The organism is Rhodohalobacter sp. 614A, assembly GCF_021462415.1.
Classification (GTDB): domain Bacteria; phylum Bacteroidota; class Rhodothermia; order Balneolales; family Balneolaceae; genus Rhodohalobacter.
In genome coordinates this window covers 94,743-112,739 of sequence record NZ_JAKEDS010000002.1, presented here as the reverse complement: position 1 = coordinate 112,739, position 17,997 = coordinate 94,743, and the positions used below count along the sequence as shown (strand labels likewise).

Below are 17,997 nucleotides of genomic sequence, written 5' to 3'. Positions count from 1 at the left end.
ATAAACCGTGAATCAGAACATATTTTTTTGTCTGATCCTGATAACCATTGGTTTGGTTCGTCTTTTTTGAGAGTAAGTTTGGGTATAGATGGGCTGCAAATAAAAAAGGGAAGGCAACAATGCCTTCCCTTTAAAAACAGAAATGCAAAAAAGTCTTACCGATAACTTCTATTCCATTCTTTCGCTACCAGAAATGCCATTTCAAGGCTTTGTTCGTAATTCAGCCGTGGATCACAGTAGGTTTCGTAGTTGTGGCTAAGGCCATCTTCGTTCAAACCATTAGCACCACCCACACATTCGGTTACGTTATCTCCGGTCAACTCGAGGTGAACCCCGCCAAGGTAGCTGGCTTCGGATCGATGAACATCGAACGTCATTCTGATTTCATCAAGAATCTCTTCGAATTTCCGGGTTTTGATGTTATTTCCCGTAGAATATGTATTGCCATGCATAGGATCACAGCTCCAAACCACCGGATGCCCATTTTGTTTAACAGCACGGATAAACGATGGGAGATTTTTTTCAACCTGTCCGTGTCCCATTCGTGTTATCAGAACAATTTTCCCGGCTTCGTGAGACGGATTGATGGCATCGAGCATGGAAAGCAGGTTATCCAGATCAAAAGGAGGACCCACTTTAATCCCTACCGGATTTTGAATCCCTTTCAAATATTCAACATGTGCGCCATCAAGCTGTTGTGTACGATTGCCCAACCAAACCATATGCGAGCTTAAATTCCACCAACCCTGTTTTCTTGGAACTCTTCTTGTTTGAGCAGAATCATAAAAAAGATTCAGTGCTTCATGAGACGTATAGAGATCCACTTTATGAATGGTATTGAACCGGTTTGGAGTAATGGTCTCCATAAATTTGATGGCATTGTTGATGGAGGCAACCATGCTCTCATAATCTTTATAGAACTCATTATTATGCATAAAATCGAGTTCCCACTGTTCTGGATGTTGCAAATCCGCAAATCCTTCATCAGAAAGAGCCCTCAAAAAGTTTAATGATAAAGCCGATTTTTGATATGCTTCGAGTAATCGCCTGGGATCCGGCTTTCTCGCCTCCACATCGGGTTTAAAGCTATTGATAAGATCTCCGCGATAATTCAGCATTTTTTCGCCGTTCACTTCTTCAAAATCTTTGGAACGCGGCTTCGCATACTGACCCGCAATTCTGCCAACACGAACCACTTCGGTTCCCATTTCATGAATCATAATGAAACTCATCTGGAGAATCACTTTCAGCAGATTTACAAGTTTTGGAGAGCGGCAGGCATCGAACGTTTCAGCACAATCGCCTCCCTGCAACAAAAAAGCTTCTCCTTTGGAAACTCTGGCTAGTTTTTCTTTTAAAGCTTCAATTTCCCAGGATGTAATCAGCGGAGGAAGTGACTTCAATTCTTCAAATGCTGCCTGAAGTTCTGCGGTATCAGGATACTCGGGGAGTTGTTCAATTTCTTTATCATTCCAGGAAAGCGGATGCCAACCATGGCCTTCCATCAGATCGGGGACTTCAATTTTATTGGCTCGTTTGGCGATAGTACTCATGTCTAAAATTAAATACGGTTCAAAAAGACCCTAAATATAAGCATCATTTTATGAATTGATAAAGTTTTAATAGTGCATCCTGTAATTATACAATTGAGAACGAAACAATGAACTAAGTGTTGAGCTTTTTTAAGAAGGAAGACGGAAAATATTCAGCGGGTTTTCGACTTCGCCCGAACTCACTTTTTAAATCATAAAACAATCTAGCAAAACATGAATGCGTTTCTTTTTTTCATTGTTGAAAGGGATGTTGTTCATCAATACTCTTTGTATCTTACAAGTTTTAACCTACAATCCATTCTTCTGTGCAACAAGATATTGTAATCCGCGGCGCCCGCGAGCATAATCTTAAAAATATCGATATTAACATCCCCCGAGAGAAGTTTGTGGTTTTAACCGGTCTTTCCGGTTCCGGCAAATCATCACTGGCTTTCGATACGATTTATGCGGAGGGTCAGCGCCGTTTTCTCGAATCGCTTTCGGCTTATGCCCGGCAATTTTTAGGAATGATGGAACGCCCCGATGTTGATTTTATCGACGGACTCTCCCCCGTTATTTCCATCGACCAAAAAACGACAAACAGAAACCCGCGCTCAACAGTAGGTACGGTAACGGAAATCTACGATTTTCTCCGGCTCCTCTACGCACGGATTGCCATCCCCTATTCCTATAAATCCGGGAATAAAATGGAGAAGCAAACATCCGATCAGATTGTAGCTGCCATTATGGAGCTTGAAGAGGGAACGAAAGCTTACTGCCTGGCGCCGGTGGTCCGCGGACGAAAGGGACATTACCGCGAACTTTTTGAACAGATGAAGAAACAAGGTTACATCAAAGCGCGGGTGGATGGAGAATTGATTGACCTTGAAGGTGAAATTAAACTGGACCGATACAAAACACACAATATTGAGGTTGTTGTAGACCGATTTGTGATCTCACAAAAAAGCGAGAAAAGAATTTCGGAAAGTGTTCATCTTGCTCTGGAAATGGCCGACGGAAACCTGATTTTGGGAATCCAGGAAAATGGTGAAATCCACGACAAAGTCTTCAGCAAAAATCTTTATGATCCCGAAAGCGGGCTTTCTTATGAAGATCCCGCTCCCAACCTATTCTCGTTCAACTCTCCTTTTGGAGCCTGTAAAGCGTGTAACGGTTTGGGTTACCGGTATGATGTAAGCCGCGAACTTGTCATCCAAAATCCGGAAAAATCAATCAGCGAAGGGGCTATTCGTTTCTTGGGTACACCGCGGGATATTTTTGTATTCAAACAGTTAAGGGCTGTTTTGGAAACTGTTGGTTATGATTTTGATACTCCCATTGAAAATTTTTCTGAGGAAGCTCTCGATCTTTTGTTTGAAGGTGGTGGCGATCAAAAATTCAATGTGAGTTATGATTTCAAGAAAAACAATGTAACCTATAAGCATAAATTTTCAGGCCTTCGATCGATTATTCGGGAACAGTATGAAGAGAGTAAATCGAATAAGCAGCGGGACAAGGCAAAAGCATATTTATCCAAAATAACATGTCCCAAATGCAATGGCGGGCGGCTGAATCCCGAAGCTCTCTCCTATAAAATAGATGGGTATACAATCCACGATCTTGTTGTTCAGGATATTGACACCCTGCGAAAAACGATTGGCAATTTAAAACTGAATGAACGCCAGCGAACCATTGGTCAACAGGTATTGAAAGAAGTTATCGACCGGCTGGATTTTCTATTGAATGTGGGGCTGAATTACCTCACTCTCGACCGTGAAGCGCAAACATTGAGTGGCGGAGAAGCTCAGCGTATTCGGCTTGCAACACAGATCGGAACTCAATTGGTTGGCGTACTTTACATTTTGGACGAACCGAGTATTGGACTTCATCAAAGAGATAATATCAAACTGATCCGTTCGCTTGAAACGTTGCGGGATCTTGGCAATTCAGTAATTGTAGTTGAACACGACCGCGAAACGATTGAACATGCCGATTACGTGGTGGACCTTGGCCCCGGCGCCGGAACGGAAGGCGGTTACATTGTAACCAAAGGAAAGCCCGATGCACTTGATCCGGACTCCATGACCATGAAGTTCCTGCAGGATAAAGAAACCATCCCCTTTCCCGAAAAGCGACGAAAAGGAACCGGAAAAAGTATTCAAATTAAAAAAGCGACCGGACATAACCTGAAAGAGGTAGATCTGGAAATTCCACTTGGCAAATTTATCTGTATAACCGGAGTCAGTGGTAGCGGTAAAAGTTCGTTGATCAACCAAACACTCGCGCCTATTCTCTCGAACGAGTTTTATAAATCAAAAGATGTACCTCTTCCTTACCAGGAAATAGAAGGTTTGAAAAACGTTGATAAAGTAATTTCGATTGATCAAAGCCCGATTGGAAGAACACCACGATCAAATCCCGGCACGTACACAAAGGTTTTTGATCATATTCGCTCTCTGTTTGCTGAACTTCCTGAATCTAAAATCAGGGGATATGACCAGGGTCGATTCTCTTTCAATGTGAAGGGAGGCCGCTGCGAAACCTGCCAGGGCGATGGCGTTCGGAAAATCGAGATGAATTTCCTTCCCGATGTGTATGTGGATTGCGAGAATTGTAATGGAGATCGCTATAACCGTGAAACGCTGGAAATTCATTACAAGGGAAAAAATATTTCGGATGTTCTTCAGATGCCCATCAGTGAGGCGTATGAGTTCTTTGATTCCATCCCCTCTATAAAACGAAAATTGAAAACCTTAAACTCCGTCGGTTTGGGATATCTGACGCTTGGCCAGTCCAGTACTACACTCAGTGGTGGTGAAGCTCAACGGATCAAGCTCTCCAGGGAATTGTCGAAAATTGGCACCGGGGATACGGTTTACATTATGGATGAGCCGACAACCGGCCTCCATTTTCAGGACGTAAAAATGCTGGTGGAAGTGATCCAAAAACTGGTAAACAAGGGAAATACCGTTATTGTAATTGAACACAATCTTGATCTTATTAAAGCGGCCGATTGGATTATTGATCTTGGACCTGAAGGAGGGCGCGGCGGCGGTGAAATTCTTGCAACCGGTACACCCGAAGAAATTTCCAGTATAGAAGAGAGCTATACCGGCCGTTATTTAAAACAGGAATTTGACCGTGAACTTAAAAAAGAAAAATCATCCGCTTAGGATAAACTCTTTTTCTTTTTTATTGAAATTGCTTTCTTTGAATGGCTCAATACACATGGCTTTTGACACATTGAAATCCAAAGAATCAATAAATTTTTCAGAAGGGTTCAGGGGACAAGAAATTAATTTATGAAAAATCCATTCCGGAAGTCTGTACCTGAACAGGAAGTGATTCCATCAAAAAAAGGTGGTTTAGGTACGTTCGGTGGTGTTTTTACTCCTTCCATCCTGACGATTCTCGGCGTTATCATGTACTTACGATTTGGCTGGGTTGTCGGGAATGTTGGCCTTATCGGTACGTTACTGATTGTAACACTTTCCACTGCCATTACTTTTCTAACCGGCCTTTCCATTGCTGCTATCGCTACAGATCAGCGCGTACGAATTGGTGGCGCCTATTACATGATCAGCCGATCCCTGGGAATTGAATCGGGCGGCGCTATCGGTATTCCGCTCTACATAGCCCAGGCACTTTCTGTAGCCTTGTACACCGTAGGATTTGCAGAAAGTATAGTTGGCGTTTTTCCTGCATTGGATTTTAAGATTGTAGGGCTGGTCACGACTATTGGTGTCGCCGTGCTTGCCATTATCTCGGCAAAAGCAGCCATCCGTGCCCAGTATTTCATCATGTTTGGGATTGCGCTCTCACTGCTTTCACTTTTGTTCGGCAGCCCGATTGAACAATCCAATATTGAAATGTGGGGAGCGGCCGAACGCCACTCCGAACCATTCTGGACTGTATTTGCCGTATTCTTCCCCGCTGTAACAGGAATTATGGCTGGGGTAAATATGTCCGGTGATCTTGAAAATCCCGCCGAATCTATTCCCAAAGGAACCTTTGCTGCAATTGGCGTTGGCTATTTAATTTATATGGTTCTGCCAATCATTCTGGCCAATCGGGCCGATGCACTTACATTGATCGAAGATCCCCTCATCATGAGAAAAATGTCTTACTGGGGGGATGCTATTTTGATTGGCGTTTGGGGCGCCACGCTTTCCAGTGCTGTAGGCAGTATTCTTGGAGCTCCGCGTGTTCTCCAGGCTCTGGCCCGTGATGGCGTTTTACCAAGATGGTTGAGGTGGCTCGGCCGGGGCGATGGCGAAGACGACTCCCCCAGAATTGGTACGGTTATAACGTTACTGGTAGCTTTAACCGCTGTTTACTTTGGCAATCTGAATATCATCGCTCCTATTCTTACGATGTTCTTTTTAACCACATATGGCGTTCTCAATATCACCGCAGGAATTGAGCGGTTGTTGCAAAGCCCTTCATTCAGACCCAAGTTCAAGGTGCACTGGAGCTTCTCATTGCTTGGAGCTTTGGGGTGTATTAGTGTCATGCTTCTGATCAACGCACTCGCTACAGGAATTGCTTTTTTATTTGTCATTGTCATTTTTATCTGGTTGCAACGGAGAGAACTAGAATCAACTTGGGGAGATGTACGGCGCGGAATCTGGATGGCTATCACCCGCGCAGGTTTGATGCGAATGAGTGTTGAAACTGAAGCCAAAACCTGGCGGCCACATCCTCTCGTACTTTCAGGAGCTCCCACAAAACGATTTCATCTCATTGAATTTGCCTCCTCCATTACTCACAACAGGGGCATTCTCACGATATCAACTGTTTTGACAACGGATAATATCAGCCCTGAAAGGCAGCAGGATATGGAAGAAAAAATCCGCGAGTTTCTTTCAAAACGAAGCATTCAGGGATTGGTCAGGGTGACTACTGCGGCGAGTGCATTCGAAGGCGGCAAGAAACTTGTGGATTCGTACGGCCTTGGTGCATTGGTTCCAAACACGGTAATTCTTGGAGACAGCGAGAATAAAGAATATATCGATGAATACTGTGGAATGATTACCCATTTTCATCGCCAAAAAAGAAACGTAATTGTTGTCCACGACAACAAGGAAAAAGGATATGGAGACAAAGAAATCATTGATATCTGGTGGGGAGGTTTAAGGGGAAATGGCGGATTGATGATGCTTCTGGCCTATTTGTTGCAAAGCAGCCGGCCCTGGTGGGATGCCAAAGTACGAATTAAAATGGTTGTAGATAATCAGGCGGCTGCTGAAAGTGCTCAACAGAATTTGACTGAAATCATTCAAAAAATCCGGATTGGTGCAGAAGCACAGGTGTTGGTTTCCGAAGGTAAATCTTTTACCCAAATTCTGCACGAATCTTCCGGTGATGCCGATCTTGTATTTATGGGAATGGCCGTGCCAGATGAAAACTTTTCCTCTTATTATGAATCCCTTCAGAAACGGCTTAAAAACCTGCCCACAACCATCATGGTTCTTGCTGCGGAGGAAATATCATTCGGTGAAGTTTTAATGCAGGAAGACACGTTTCAGCAGGAATGATTTGAAGAATCAGTTTGATCCATTTCTTGTCTCAAATTCTCAGCAAATAATGTTTGTCATGAGGGTTGATTCTGTCTATTTTTACAAGTCTGATGAATAAAAGAGCTACACATATCTTTCGGTCAATTACCATCACTTTTTTGATGGCCGGGTTCCTGGCGCACTTGCTTGTGCCATTTTCAAGCCAGGCTCAAAAAACGGCTTTTACACGATGGCTGGATCATAATGTAGTCTCCTCTGGAAATGAAAGTGAGGTTAAGCTCAGAAATACGATCAAAGAACTGCCGGAACAGGCAGGTGATTTCTGGATTCTTGTAGAAGAAGCTTCCGAACTGGTGGCCAATCACAGGGATCATTTCAAAATTCCGGTTTCATCGGACACCCACACTCAAAATCAATCCCAATCCGGTTGGCTGATTGAGCAGTGGAATATATTCCAGAATCAAAAATCTGGTTTTAATTCAGTGCTTGTTGAAAGCCTGAAAGTACTTCCCAACTGGATTCCACAAACACTTGATGTTTCCGGTATAACAAATCATTCAAACCCACATCAGGTCGTCCCTCAAAACGAGGTTTTTTATTCTTTTGCAGTTATACTGGGCGAGAATCTGCAACCGCTGATCAGCGGCATAAGTATTAATGCTCCCTAGCATCATCTCTTCTAAATGCCGGACAATCATTCTTATTTGTCCATTTAACAGGGCTTTTCATTTCAACACAATCACATTTTACCCTGTTATCTACCGCGATGAAATTATTTAAACCTTTTTAAGACATCATTTAATAAATATTATGAAATCACAGAACAACGGATTTAAAATAGGAAGCATCGTTCTGTTCCTTGGATTGACGATTTATTATCTATTCCCCACTATTCAGTGGCAATTGGAACAACGCCATATAAATAGTATGGTTCCATCGGAACGAGCACAATACGAGGAAGAAAATGCTGCAAAATTACAGAACCTCCGAGAAGAATCTCTTTCTTTGGGCCTTGATTTGCAAGGTGGTATGTACGTAACACTGGAAGTAGGAACTCCGCAATTACTACTCGAATTGGCCGGCGAATATGCTGATGATCAACTTCGTGAAATCATCCAGATTGCACGCCAACGCGCTTTTGAACAACGAACAGATTTCATTGATGAATTTGTCACCGAGTTTGAAACACGCAATCCTGATGGGCTTTTGAGCCGTTACTACAGATCAGACGCCGACAATATCACTCGCCGTTCCACAAACGAAGAGATTGCAACCTACCTCAGAGAGCAGCGCAACGCGGCTGTTGATCGCGCGATGGAAATTATCCGCTCTCGTGTGGACCGGTATGGTGTAACCGAACCTTCTATCCTTCAACAGGGCAATAACCGGATTGTTGTTGAGCTCCCGGGCGTAGCCGATGAAGAGCGGGTTCGTGACCTGCTTCGGGGAACAGCTCGACTGGAGTTCCGATTACTCCCCGAACCGGAAGAAATCAACGCTGTTAAGCAGCAAATCGCTGAATATTTCAGCAATCAAATGGAACAGGAACAGGCTGATACACTCGCTCAGGCCGAGGGTGATTCTTTAGCACAAGATTCATCAAATGATGACGTGACCAACCTGCTCGAAGTGTTTGACCTGCGTGGTACCAATCAGTACTCATTCGGATATACCGCCGGCAGAGATACTTCCATTGTAAATGATATTCTTGCACAGGAAGATGTTCAGAGTTTCATTCCCCGAAATATCGAACTGATGTGGGGAGCCAGTGCTTTTGCCGAAGACAACGGAACAGAATTGTTTGAATTGATACCTGTAAGAAACCAGGTTGAGTTGACCGGCGATGTGATTTCAGAAGCAAGGGTTGCGTTTGAACCGACCACAAATGCTGCCGAAGTTTCCATGACAATGAACTCCGAAGGTGCCAGAAGATGGTCGCGAATTACCGGAGCAAACATTGGCAAACCCGTTTCAATTGTACTTGATGGCTATGTGTACTCTTATCCCACGGTTCAGAATAAAATTAACAATGGACGCTCATCCATTTCCGGGTTAGGTGGTGTTGTGGAAGCGGAAGACCTTGTAAACATTCTGTTGTCTGGTGCACTTCCCGCTCCTCTTGATATTATTGAAGAACGAACCGTGGGTGCTTCTTTAGGTGAAGATTCTATCCAGGCGGGTCTGTATTCTACCCTCTTCGGGCTTTTTGTGGTAGCTCTTTTTATGATTATTTACTACAGAGCCGGTGGTGGAATAGCCGATCTTGCTCTCATTCTAAACATCATTTTTATTCTCGGAATTCTGGCCGCATTTAACGCAACGCTGACCCTCCCGGGTATCGCCGGTATTGTATTAACGATTGGTATGGCGGTGGATGCGAACGTGCTGATATTTGACAGGATTCGCGAAGAGATGCGCGGTGGCAAAACATTACGCGCAGCTATAGATAATGGCTACTCCAACGCTATGAGTGCTATTATGGATGCTAACATTACCACATTTTTCGTAGCTGTAATTCTGTACAGCTTTGGTGTGGGACCGATTAAAGGTTTTGCCGTTACTCTGATGGCAGGAATTGTTGCATCGCTGTTTAGCGCAATTGTGATTACACGCGTGGTTGTTGATTACCTGACCCGCGATAAATCAGCCGACATCAACTTTGGATAATCATTCAATCAAAAAGAATTTAAAATAAACAGGTATACATTATGAGATGGTTTGAAACACCAAATTACGATTTTATAAGAGCCCAGAAGATCGCCTATTTCTTTTCTGGTGCGCTGGTCATTATTTCCATTGTGGCCATTTTTACAATGGGTTTGACCTATGGCATTGACTTCCGTGGCGGACAAGAGTTCGTTTTCGATTTCGAAAATCCCGTGGATGTCGTTGAAGTCCGGGACCAACTAACCGAACCGCTGGGTACAACCCCGGAAATAAAACTTTTCGGATCGAGCAGTGAAATTTTGGTTCGGGTAGATACGGAGATGGATATCACTCAAACAGAGGATCTCATCCTCTCAAATTTTGAGTCAATCTATCCGGACAACCCTGTTACCATTGAGAAGACCGACCTTGTAGGTCCGCGATTTGCCGAAGATCTGCGTATGGGTGCGCTTTACTCTATTGTGTTCGCACTCGCCGTTGTATTCATCTATATTTTTATTCGATTCAAAGGATGGTATTATTCGGCAGGAGCAATCGCCGCATTGGCACACGACGTACTGGTTGTGCTCGGAATCTTTACGATAATGGCAAAATTTGCGCCATTTGATGTAAGTATTGATCAAACAATTATTGCTGCGTTTCTGACCATTGTCGGGTACTCACTGAACGATACAGTGGTTGTTTTCGACCGTATTCGTGAAAATTCGCTGGTTTACAAAACCATGAACTTCAAGGATATGATTAACAAAAGCTTAAATGACACTCTCAGCCGAACTGTTATCACTTCATTAACCACCTTGTTTGTGGTAACCGTGCTGTTTATCTTTGGAGGAGAAGTACTAAAAGGCTTTGCTTTTGCTCTCGTAATCGGTATCGTTTTAGGGACTTACAGCTCACTATTTGTTGCAAGTGCGCTCGTTGTAGAACTTCAGAAACGGGCAATGCAAGCCAAATAATAACAACGGATAATAGAAAAAGTTTGACCTATGAGTTTTAATGTTTCTGAAAAATACAACTGTGTGGTAATCGAGTTTAAAGGTAATGTAATGGGCGGACCCGATGCCGTTAGCCTGAATGAAGAACTTCATGAGTTGATCGAGAACGACAAAACCAATGTAGTTGTCGACCTCGGAAAAGTGAAGTTTATGAACTCATCCGGATTGGGCATGCTTATTGGAGCACTTACAACGATGAAGAAAGCAGGTGGTGATTTACGAATTGCCAACGCTACAGATAAAATTGAAAGCTTGCTCATTATCACAAAACTCATTACTGTATTTAAGCACTACAAAACGCTGGATGAAGCAATTGCCTCATACCAGGAAAACTAGTAGCTGTTAAACCTTTTAAATTTTAATACGGAGGTGTTTAACACACCTCCTTTTTTTTGGATTTTATGCCTGTTCGAATTGTTATTGGAGCCCAGTGGGGAGACGAAGGAAAAGGAAAAATTGTTGATCTGTTGAGTGCCGATGCTCAATATGTGGTCCGATATCAGGGAGGTGCCAATGCCGGCCATACCCTTAAATTCGACAATACCACTATTGTGCTTCACCTCATTCCGTCAGGCCTTTTCAATGGAAACTCAAAATGTATAATCGGGAATGGTGTGGTTATTGACCCTATCGCTCTCGTGGAAGAACTCGAAGAAGTTCAAGAGCATGACGTTGATTTAGAAGGCAGACTTTTTATAAGCAGTTCTGCCCATCTTATTCTTCCCTATCACAAAGTTCTGGATAAAGTAAAAGAAAAAAGTCGCGGCAGCGATGCAATTGGAACAACCGGCCGGGGAATTGGCCCTGCATACGTCAGCAAGGTTTCCAGGATTGGAATTCGAATGGACGATCTTTTAGATGAGAACGCTCTGAACTCCAAAATCCGGAAAAATCTTAAGGATATAAATGTTGCCCTCGAAAATGTTTATGGTGAAGATCCTTTGGATGCCGACAAGATGATTGAAGAGCTCAAACCTGCCATCGAAAAGGTAAAACCGTTTGTCTGTAATACATCTCAAAAACTTCATCAGGCCCTTATTGATGGAGAATCTATTTTACTTGAAGGAGCCCAGGGCAGCTTGCTCGATGTTGATCACGGAACATATCCATATGTAACATCCTCCTGCCCGACTGCCGGAGGCGCCTGTACTGGAAGTGGGATTCCCCCATTAGCTGTGACGCATGCAATGGGCATTACAAAGGCTTATTGTACACGAGTAGGCAATGGTCCCTTCCCTACTGAATTGGACGATGAATACGGAGAAACCCTCCGAAAAAACGGACAGGAATTTGGCGCAACTACGGGCCGCCCACGACGATGCGGCTGGCTTGATCTTGTAGCTTTGAAATACGCTGTTCAGCTTAATGGAATGAATGAACTTGCTCTCACCAAGCTGGACGTTCTGGACGATTTTGATGAAATAAAAGTCTGTACAGAATATGAACTTGATGGAAAGACAAGCCGTGTTTTCCCCCTCGATACAGAAAATGTAGAAAAAGCCACACCGGTTTATAAAGCATTTGAGGGCTGGAAATCATCAACCAGAGATATCTCAAATTTTGAAGATCTCCCGGAAAAAGCAAAGAATTACATCTCTTTTATAGAAGATTACACGGGAGTGAAATTTAACATCATTTCAACCGGACCCAAACGCTCAGAGACGATTGTTCGATAAGAGTTTATTACTTGTAACTGGTGTCTATTGATGATTTTTTTGAAGCTTGAAATTGAAAAACCAGATTAAAAAATTAAAAATAGTGTTGAAAAGGAAGGCCGAAAGGCTTTATATTTGAAGTCTTGCAACAAGCGGGAATAGCTCAGTGGTAGAGCATCTCGTTGCCAACGAGAAGGTCGCGGGTTCAAATCCCGTTTCCCGCTCCATTTTAAAAAAGCTCAATTTGATCACTCGAATTGAGCTTTTTTTATTTCATGGGCTTTTCAATGTTTTATACCTACATCCTACATAGTCAATCAGCCGATCGATTTTATACCGGTTACACTTCCTATACACCTCAAAATCGACTTCATCTTCATAATCAAGGATCTACACCTTCCACAAAATCAGGAATACCATGGGAGATTCAATTCTGCAAATCGTTTGACACCAAAACAGAGGCTATCAAATTTGAAAATTTTATCAAACGGCAGAAAAGCAAAGTGTTCATCCAAAAACTGATTGACTCAGATGAAAACGAATACCGGGAATAGCTCATTGGCAGAGTCCCGAAACGTCGGGACCAACGAGAAGGTCGCGGGTTCAAATCCCGTTTCCCGCTCCATTTTAAAAGCTCAATTTGTTTATTCAGATTGAGCTTTTTTTTTCAATGATTTTATTTCTCTTCTATTGAGACTGCCATTGTAAAATCGGGTAAGACGCAGGGGTTGTTGTCCACGTTTCCACCCAATTAAAATCACTCATATTTGTTTCGGCAGCAGGTCCGGACATTTCGGGTGTCGTTAAACCGGTTAGTCCAATTGTCACATCGCCATCACCATCTCCATCCATCTGACCGGATGAGTCCGTATCCCAATAACTAATTTCTACGGTTGCATTGTTTGCGCCAACCAATCCGCCATCATTTCCAAGTGAAGCTGATACTGAGCCGGCTGCAAACGATTCTGAAACTAAACCGCCCACAACATTTTCGCCCAAAAGACCGCCAATATTGTCAGTGCCGGAAAAATCTCCAAGAGCATAGGATTTGAGAATATCGGAAGTATTGCTTCCAACTAATCCACCAACATTCGAATAACCAATCACCGTTGCATTGGATGATGATGATTGAACCGTTCCATTATTCAGCCCAACCAAGCCGCCAATAACACTGCTGGCGAATGATCCGCTCACACTTCCTGTGCTGTGTGAGCGCAATACTTCACCGTTATTTTGCCCTACAAGAGCCCCTGTATTTCCATTACCTGTAACATCAGCATTGGTTAGAATCGTGTTTTGAATAACCACTCCGGTACCAATATTGCCAAATAGTCCGATATTCTGTTCGTCCGGCCGATTCATAAACAGGTTTGAAATATTGAATCCTGCACCGTTAAAACCACCGGTAAATGGAACTTCATCAGAACCGATTGGCATAAATCCTGCACCGATATTCCAACCGGAAGTTGCACTTGCATCAATATCCTGTGTAAGAATAAAATGCGAATCGGGATAATCCTGCATGGCCTGGAGTTGAAGCAATGTGGAAATCTGATATGGATTTCCAGGATTGCCGTTCCCACCATCGAAGAACCGGAATACGGCCGTTACAGATTTACTTCCATCAATAGTAACAAGCGTAGGATTTATGGTACCCGACACATCTCCTTGCCACCGAACGAATGACCAGTCAGTTTCGGCAACGGCTGTTAATTCCAGGGTAGTACCGTACTCGTAGCCATCTTCTGTTTCTCCTCCATTCAATATATCAATCAAGATATGACCATTTCCTACTATGGTTGTATCCAACGTAAAACTGAGAGGTTCGAAATGTGCTTCGAGAGTTTTATTACCATTCATAGTAAGATTAAACGGATTTGTGGTACCCGTAAAATCACCACGCCACTCAACGAATTGCCAGCCATCGTTGGGAATAGCTTCTACATCAAAAGAAGTGTCGCGCACATAGGTTCCGTCTAAAGGTTCAATTGTACCACCGGCGGCAGGAATCGAAATTGTATTCAACCTGAATGTTCGATCGAAGTTTACAGTTACTGTCTTGGGCTCGTCGATGGTGATCTCAGCCGGATTCTCAGTGCTTGCCAAATCTCCCTCCCACTCTGTGAAAGCCCAGCCTGAGTCCGCTTCAGCCGTTAATCTAACAACCGTTCCAAAAGGATAATCAGTGGCTTTGGCCTGGACAATTTCTTCAGTAACCGTTCCCTGGCCCACAATATTGATAGTTAACGGATATTCAATCTTGCTGAATACGGCTGTGACTTCCATTTCACCTTCAATCGTAATTTCAGCCGGATTTTCGGCTCCTGTTATATCTCCCTGCCAACCGATAAATTCCCAATTATCGGCCGGATTTGCAGTCAATTCTACAACTGTTCCATGAGGATATTCGGTAGCTTTTTGTTGAACAATCCTTTCGCTGACAGAGCCTTCTCCCTCAATATTTACAGTAAGATTATATTCCCGTTTGGCAAAGATAGCTGCAATATCCTTGTCTGTATCTAAATTGATAATTGCCGGATTATTCGTTCCGGTATGATCTCCTTCCCATCTCTCAAATACCCAATGTTCGTTCGGAAAAGCGGAAATTTCAAGCGATCTGCCAATATTAAAATCACCTTCAGCGGGTGTTACAGTTCCGGCTTCTGTGGGAACTGCGGTAATACTTACATGATAAGTATCAGACCTTTTCGAACATGAACTGATAAGTAAAACTGCCAGAAGCAGTAAAAGTCGGGAGCAATGTCTCATTTAGCTCTGTTTAAGATGATACCTTAAATTACTCGAATATAGATCTAATTCGCAAAAGAATTCAGACCGAACGTATTAGTTACTATAAGTTAGGTAAAATCGATTAATCTTTTTTGATTGCTATCCACAAACTGCTTCGGCTGATTCTTAAACAAAATTAATTTGCGGCAATTCTCACCTCAAGTTATACTGATTAAACTTTTTAATAAAAAAGATGTATGGACTCAAATAAATGGGGTGAAATTCAGGGACTTTTCCATCAATGCGAAAAACTGCCACTTGATGAACAGGAAATATTTCTTAAAAATCTTGAGGAAAAGGATTCTGGTCTTGCAAAAGAAGTGAAAAAACTTCTGGAAGCTTACTATTCATCCGGTACTTTTTTGGAAGATGATATCTTAGAGCACGATTTCATCAAAGCGGGGGATCGTGTAGGCCCCTGGAAAATCAATAGAGAAATTGGACGTGGGGGGATGAGTATCGTTTACCATGCTTCCCGTGCAGACGGCCAGTTTGAACGCGATGTAGCCATCAAATTTTTGCATGGTTTGATTCCGGGCCGATCCATGCACAAACGGCTCCAGTTAGAACAAAATATTCTCGCCAAGCTGCATCATAAAAATATAGCTCAACTGTTTGATGCAGGTGTGACTGATGAGGGACGCCCCTATTTTATTCTTGAATATATTGATGGTAAACCAATCACGGAATGGTGTTACGAGAACAAAATAGGGTTTTCCCAACGCCTTGATATCTTTGCGCAGGTTTGCGAGGCAGTACAATTTGCACACCAACGCCTGATTGTCCACCGGGATTTAAAGCCTACAAATATACTTGTAGATAATAACGGCAGCGTTAAACTTCTTGATTTCGGTATCGCAAAAATACTTGAAGAAGATCCGCAAGAGGGAGCAGCTTTGACGCGAACCGGGCAATACCTTATGACACCAGAATATGCAAGTCCTGAACAGGTCCGGGGAGAATCCATCACTACCGCAACAGATGTATATGCACTTGGTTTAATTCTATGCCAGATTCTTACCGGTTCCCTGCCATACAATCTATCGGAAAAAAGCCCGATGGAAATCAGCAGCATTATTTCAGAGACCTACCCTACCAAACCAAGCACCCTTGTTGGCAAAGGTTTGGAAATCAATAATGAAGAAAGTAAACGGCTTAGAACCGGCTTAAATTCCAAATATCTCAAAAAAGAATTGCGCGGTGACCTGGACAATATAATTATGAAGGCTCTTCGCAAAGAATCAGAACGAAGATATGGTTCTGCAGATCAGCTATTACAGGATATTCGGCATTATCAAAAAAATGAACCGATTTCAGCACGCCCAGAAAGCGCAGGTTACCTCACAAAAAAGTTTGTTCAGCGCAATCGAACGGCCGTCTCTGCAGCTCTGATTGTAGTTTTCATCCTTATTGGAACAGTTATTTTTTCATTAATTCAGGCCAGAAATACTGAAATTGAACGGCAGAAGACGGAACAGGTCAATGCTTTTCTTCAGGAGATGCTCGCCTCTCCAAACCCATTTGAAGATGGCCGGGATGTTCGGGTGATTGATATTCTTGATCAAACTGCTGAAAGAATGGACAACGAATTAGACCTGGATCCATCGGTAGCAGCAGCTGTTCATCATACCCTGGGAGTTACTTATCGTGAACTCGGAGATTTGGAGAAGGCATCTGTTCATTTAGCCGAAGCTTTAAAGGTTCGAAATAATCTTTATACACCTCCACATCCGGATATATCGGACTCTCAGGCTGAATATGGAAAACTTGAGCAAAAAAAAGGAAACTACGCTGTTGCAGATTCTCTTTTGCGTCTGGCTTTTGAATCGGATCTCAGCAGGCTTGGAAAAGAAAATACTACTGTCGCTATACGTATTAGTGATAGAGGCGTTTTAAAGTGGGAAATGGGCGATTTGGAATCTGCAGAACAGCTTTTGCGCGAATCATTAGAACTGGAACAACAACTCCGGGATTCAAATGATGTACAACTTGCCGTATCTCTCGGGAATCTGGCCACGTTGCTGTTGGATCAGGGATATCATAATGAAGCCTTGAAATTATATAATCGTGAACTGGGCATTTACCGGTCCAATTATGAAAACGACCAACACCCATCCATACCGCAGGTTCTGAGCCATATTGGAATTATTTATGATGATTTAGAAGAGTATGAAGAAGCGCGGATCAACCATGAGCAGGCACTTGAGCTGTTCAGGGAATTAAAGGGAGAAGACCACGCAGATGTAGCTTATGCGATGAATAATCTTGCCTCTGTACTTACAAATCTGGGAGAACCTGAAGAAGCACTAAAAATGCAACAGGAATCGGCAGAAATCTATGAGAGTATTTATGGAAATGAGCACCCAAATGTTGGTATTCAATACAACAATATTGCTTATGCAAAACGAACAACGGGAGACCTGGAAGGTGCCATAGAAAGTTATAAAAAAGCGATTGATATTTGGGAAAAGGGTTTACCCGAAGACCATCTTTTTTTGGGTTATGGCTATCATAATCTTGGCTCTGTACTTATGTTGCAAGATCATCCCCAAGAAGCTTTGCCTAATTTTCAGCGGGCATACGAAATCCGGGTTAAACAGTTGTCCACGAACAGTTCGGAACGTGGTGTTACCACCAGTATGCTTGGAGATTGTTTGGCTACATTGAACAGAACGGAAGAAGCAGAACCTCTTTTGATTGAAGGCTACCAAATTCTGCTGCAATCACTTGGGGAGAATCATACGTCTACACAGGAAGCCGAAGAACGTTTAAAAGAATTCCTTTCTACCCAAAATCGATTGGAAGATTTTGAAACAATCACAAATGATGTAGAATAACC

General features: G+C 42.9%; 11 protein-coding genes and 1 tRNA gene. 10 read left to right on the top strand and 2 right to left on the bottom strand.

Annotation, left to right across the window (positions count from 1 at the left end):
* Window positions 1-155 precede the first annotated feature (155 nt).
* Window positions 156-1,553: a 3-deoxy-7-phosphoheptulonate synthase class II gene (locus L0B18_RS09355; RefSeq protein ID WP_234571499.1), complete on the bottom strand. Its 1,398-nt coding sequence runs from the start codon at window positions 1,551-1,553 to the stop codon at window positions 156-158.
* 305 nt (window positions 1,554-1,858) lie between these two features.
* On the opposite strand from L0B18_RS09355, the gene uvrA reads away from it, so the two are divergent.
* From uvrA to L0B18_RS19840, 9 genes are all read left to right on the top strand, one after another.
* A complete protein-coding gene (uvrA, locus tag L0B18_RS09350; protein ID WP_234571498.1) occupies window positions 1,859-4,705 on the top strand; it encodes an excinuclease ABC subunit UvrA in 2,847 nt (948 codons plus the stop codon).
* Window positions 4,706-4,834: 129 nt separating this feature from the next.
* A complete protein-coding gene (locus tag L0B18_RS09345) occupies window positions 4,835-7,069 on the top strand; it encodes a Na-K-Cl cotransporter (protein WP_234571497.1) in 2,235 nt (744 codons plus the stop codon).
* Window positions 7,070-7,161: 92 nt separating this feature from the next.
* Window positions 7,162-7,719 (top strand): hypothetical protein, encoded by a 558-nt coding sequence (locus tag L0B18_RS09340; RefSeq protein ID WP_234571496.1) that lies wholly within the window; start codon window positions 7,162-7,164, stop codon window positions 7,717-7,719.
* 142 nt (window positions 7,720-7,861) lie between these two features.
* Window positions 7,862-9,718 (top strand): protein translocase subunit SecD, encoded by a 1,857-nt coding sequence (gene secD, locus L0B18_RS09335; RefSeq protein ID WP_234571495.1) that lies wholly within the window; start codon window positions 7,862-7,864, stop codon window positions 9,716-9,718.
* Between the two features lie 41 nt (window positions 9,719-9,759).
* Window positions 9,760-10,674 carry a protein translocase subunit SecF gene (gene secF / locus L0B18_RS09330; RefSeq protein WP_234571494.1) on the top strand — a complete coding sequence of 305 codons (915 nt, stop codon included), beginning with the start codon at window positions 9,760-9,762 and terminating at the stop codon, window positions 10,672-10,674.
* Window positions 10,675-10,704: 30 nt separating this feature from the next.
* Window positions 10,705-11,049 (top strand): STAS domain-containing protein, encoded by a 345-nt coding sequence (locus tag L0B18_RS09325; RefSeq protein ID WP_234571493.1) that lies wholly within the window; start codon window positions 10,705-10,707, stop codon window positions 11,047-11,049.
* A gap of 65 nt (window positions 11,050-11,114) precedes the next feature.
* Window positions 11,115-12,389 (top strand): adenylosuccinate synthase, encoded by a 1,275-nt coding sequence (locus L0B18_RS09320; protein WP_234571492.1) that lies wholly within the window; start codon window positions 11,115-11,117, stop codon window positions 12,387-12,389.
* A 131-nt stretch (window positions 12,390-12,520) separates the two neighbouring features.
* Window positions 12,521-12,595: transfer RNA gene (locus L0B18_RS09315), tRNA-Gly, on the top strand.
* 48 nt (window positions 12,596-12,643) lie between these two features.
* Complete coding sequence (locus tag L0B18_RS19840) at window positions 12,644-12,922, top strand: GIY-YIG nuclease family protein (RefSeq protein ID WP_370647540.1); 279 nt, start codon at window positions 12,644-12,646, stop codon at window positions 12,920-12,922.
* A gap of 133 nt (window positions 12,923-13,055) precedes the next feature.
* Here the strand turns inward: L0B18_RS19840 and L0B18_RS09310 are convergent, their stop codons facing one another.
* A complete protein-coding gene (locus tag L0B18_RS09310) occupies window positions 13,056-15,137 on the bottom strand; it encodes an InlB B-repeat-containing protein (protein ID WP_234571491.1) in 2,082 nt (693 codons plus the stop codon).
* Window positions 15,138-15,355: 218 nt separating this feature from the next.
* On the opposite strand from L0B18_RS09310, the gene L0B18_RS09305 reads away from it, so the two are divergent.
* Window positions 15,356-17,995 (top strand): serine/threonine-protein kinase, encoded by a 2,640-nt coding sequence (locus L0B18_RS09305; RefSeq protein ID WP_234571490.1) that lies wholly within the window; start codon window positions 15,356-15,358, stop codon window positions 17,993-17,995.
* Window positions 17,996-17,997: the final 2 nt, after the last annotated feature.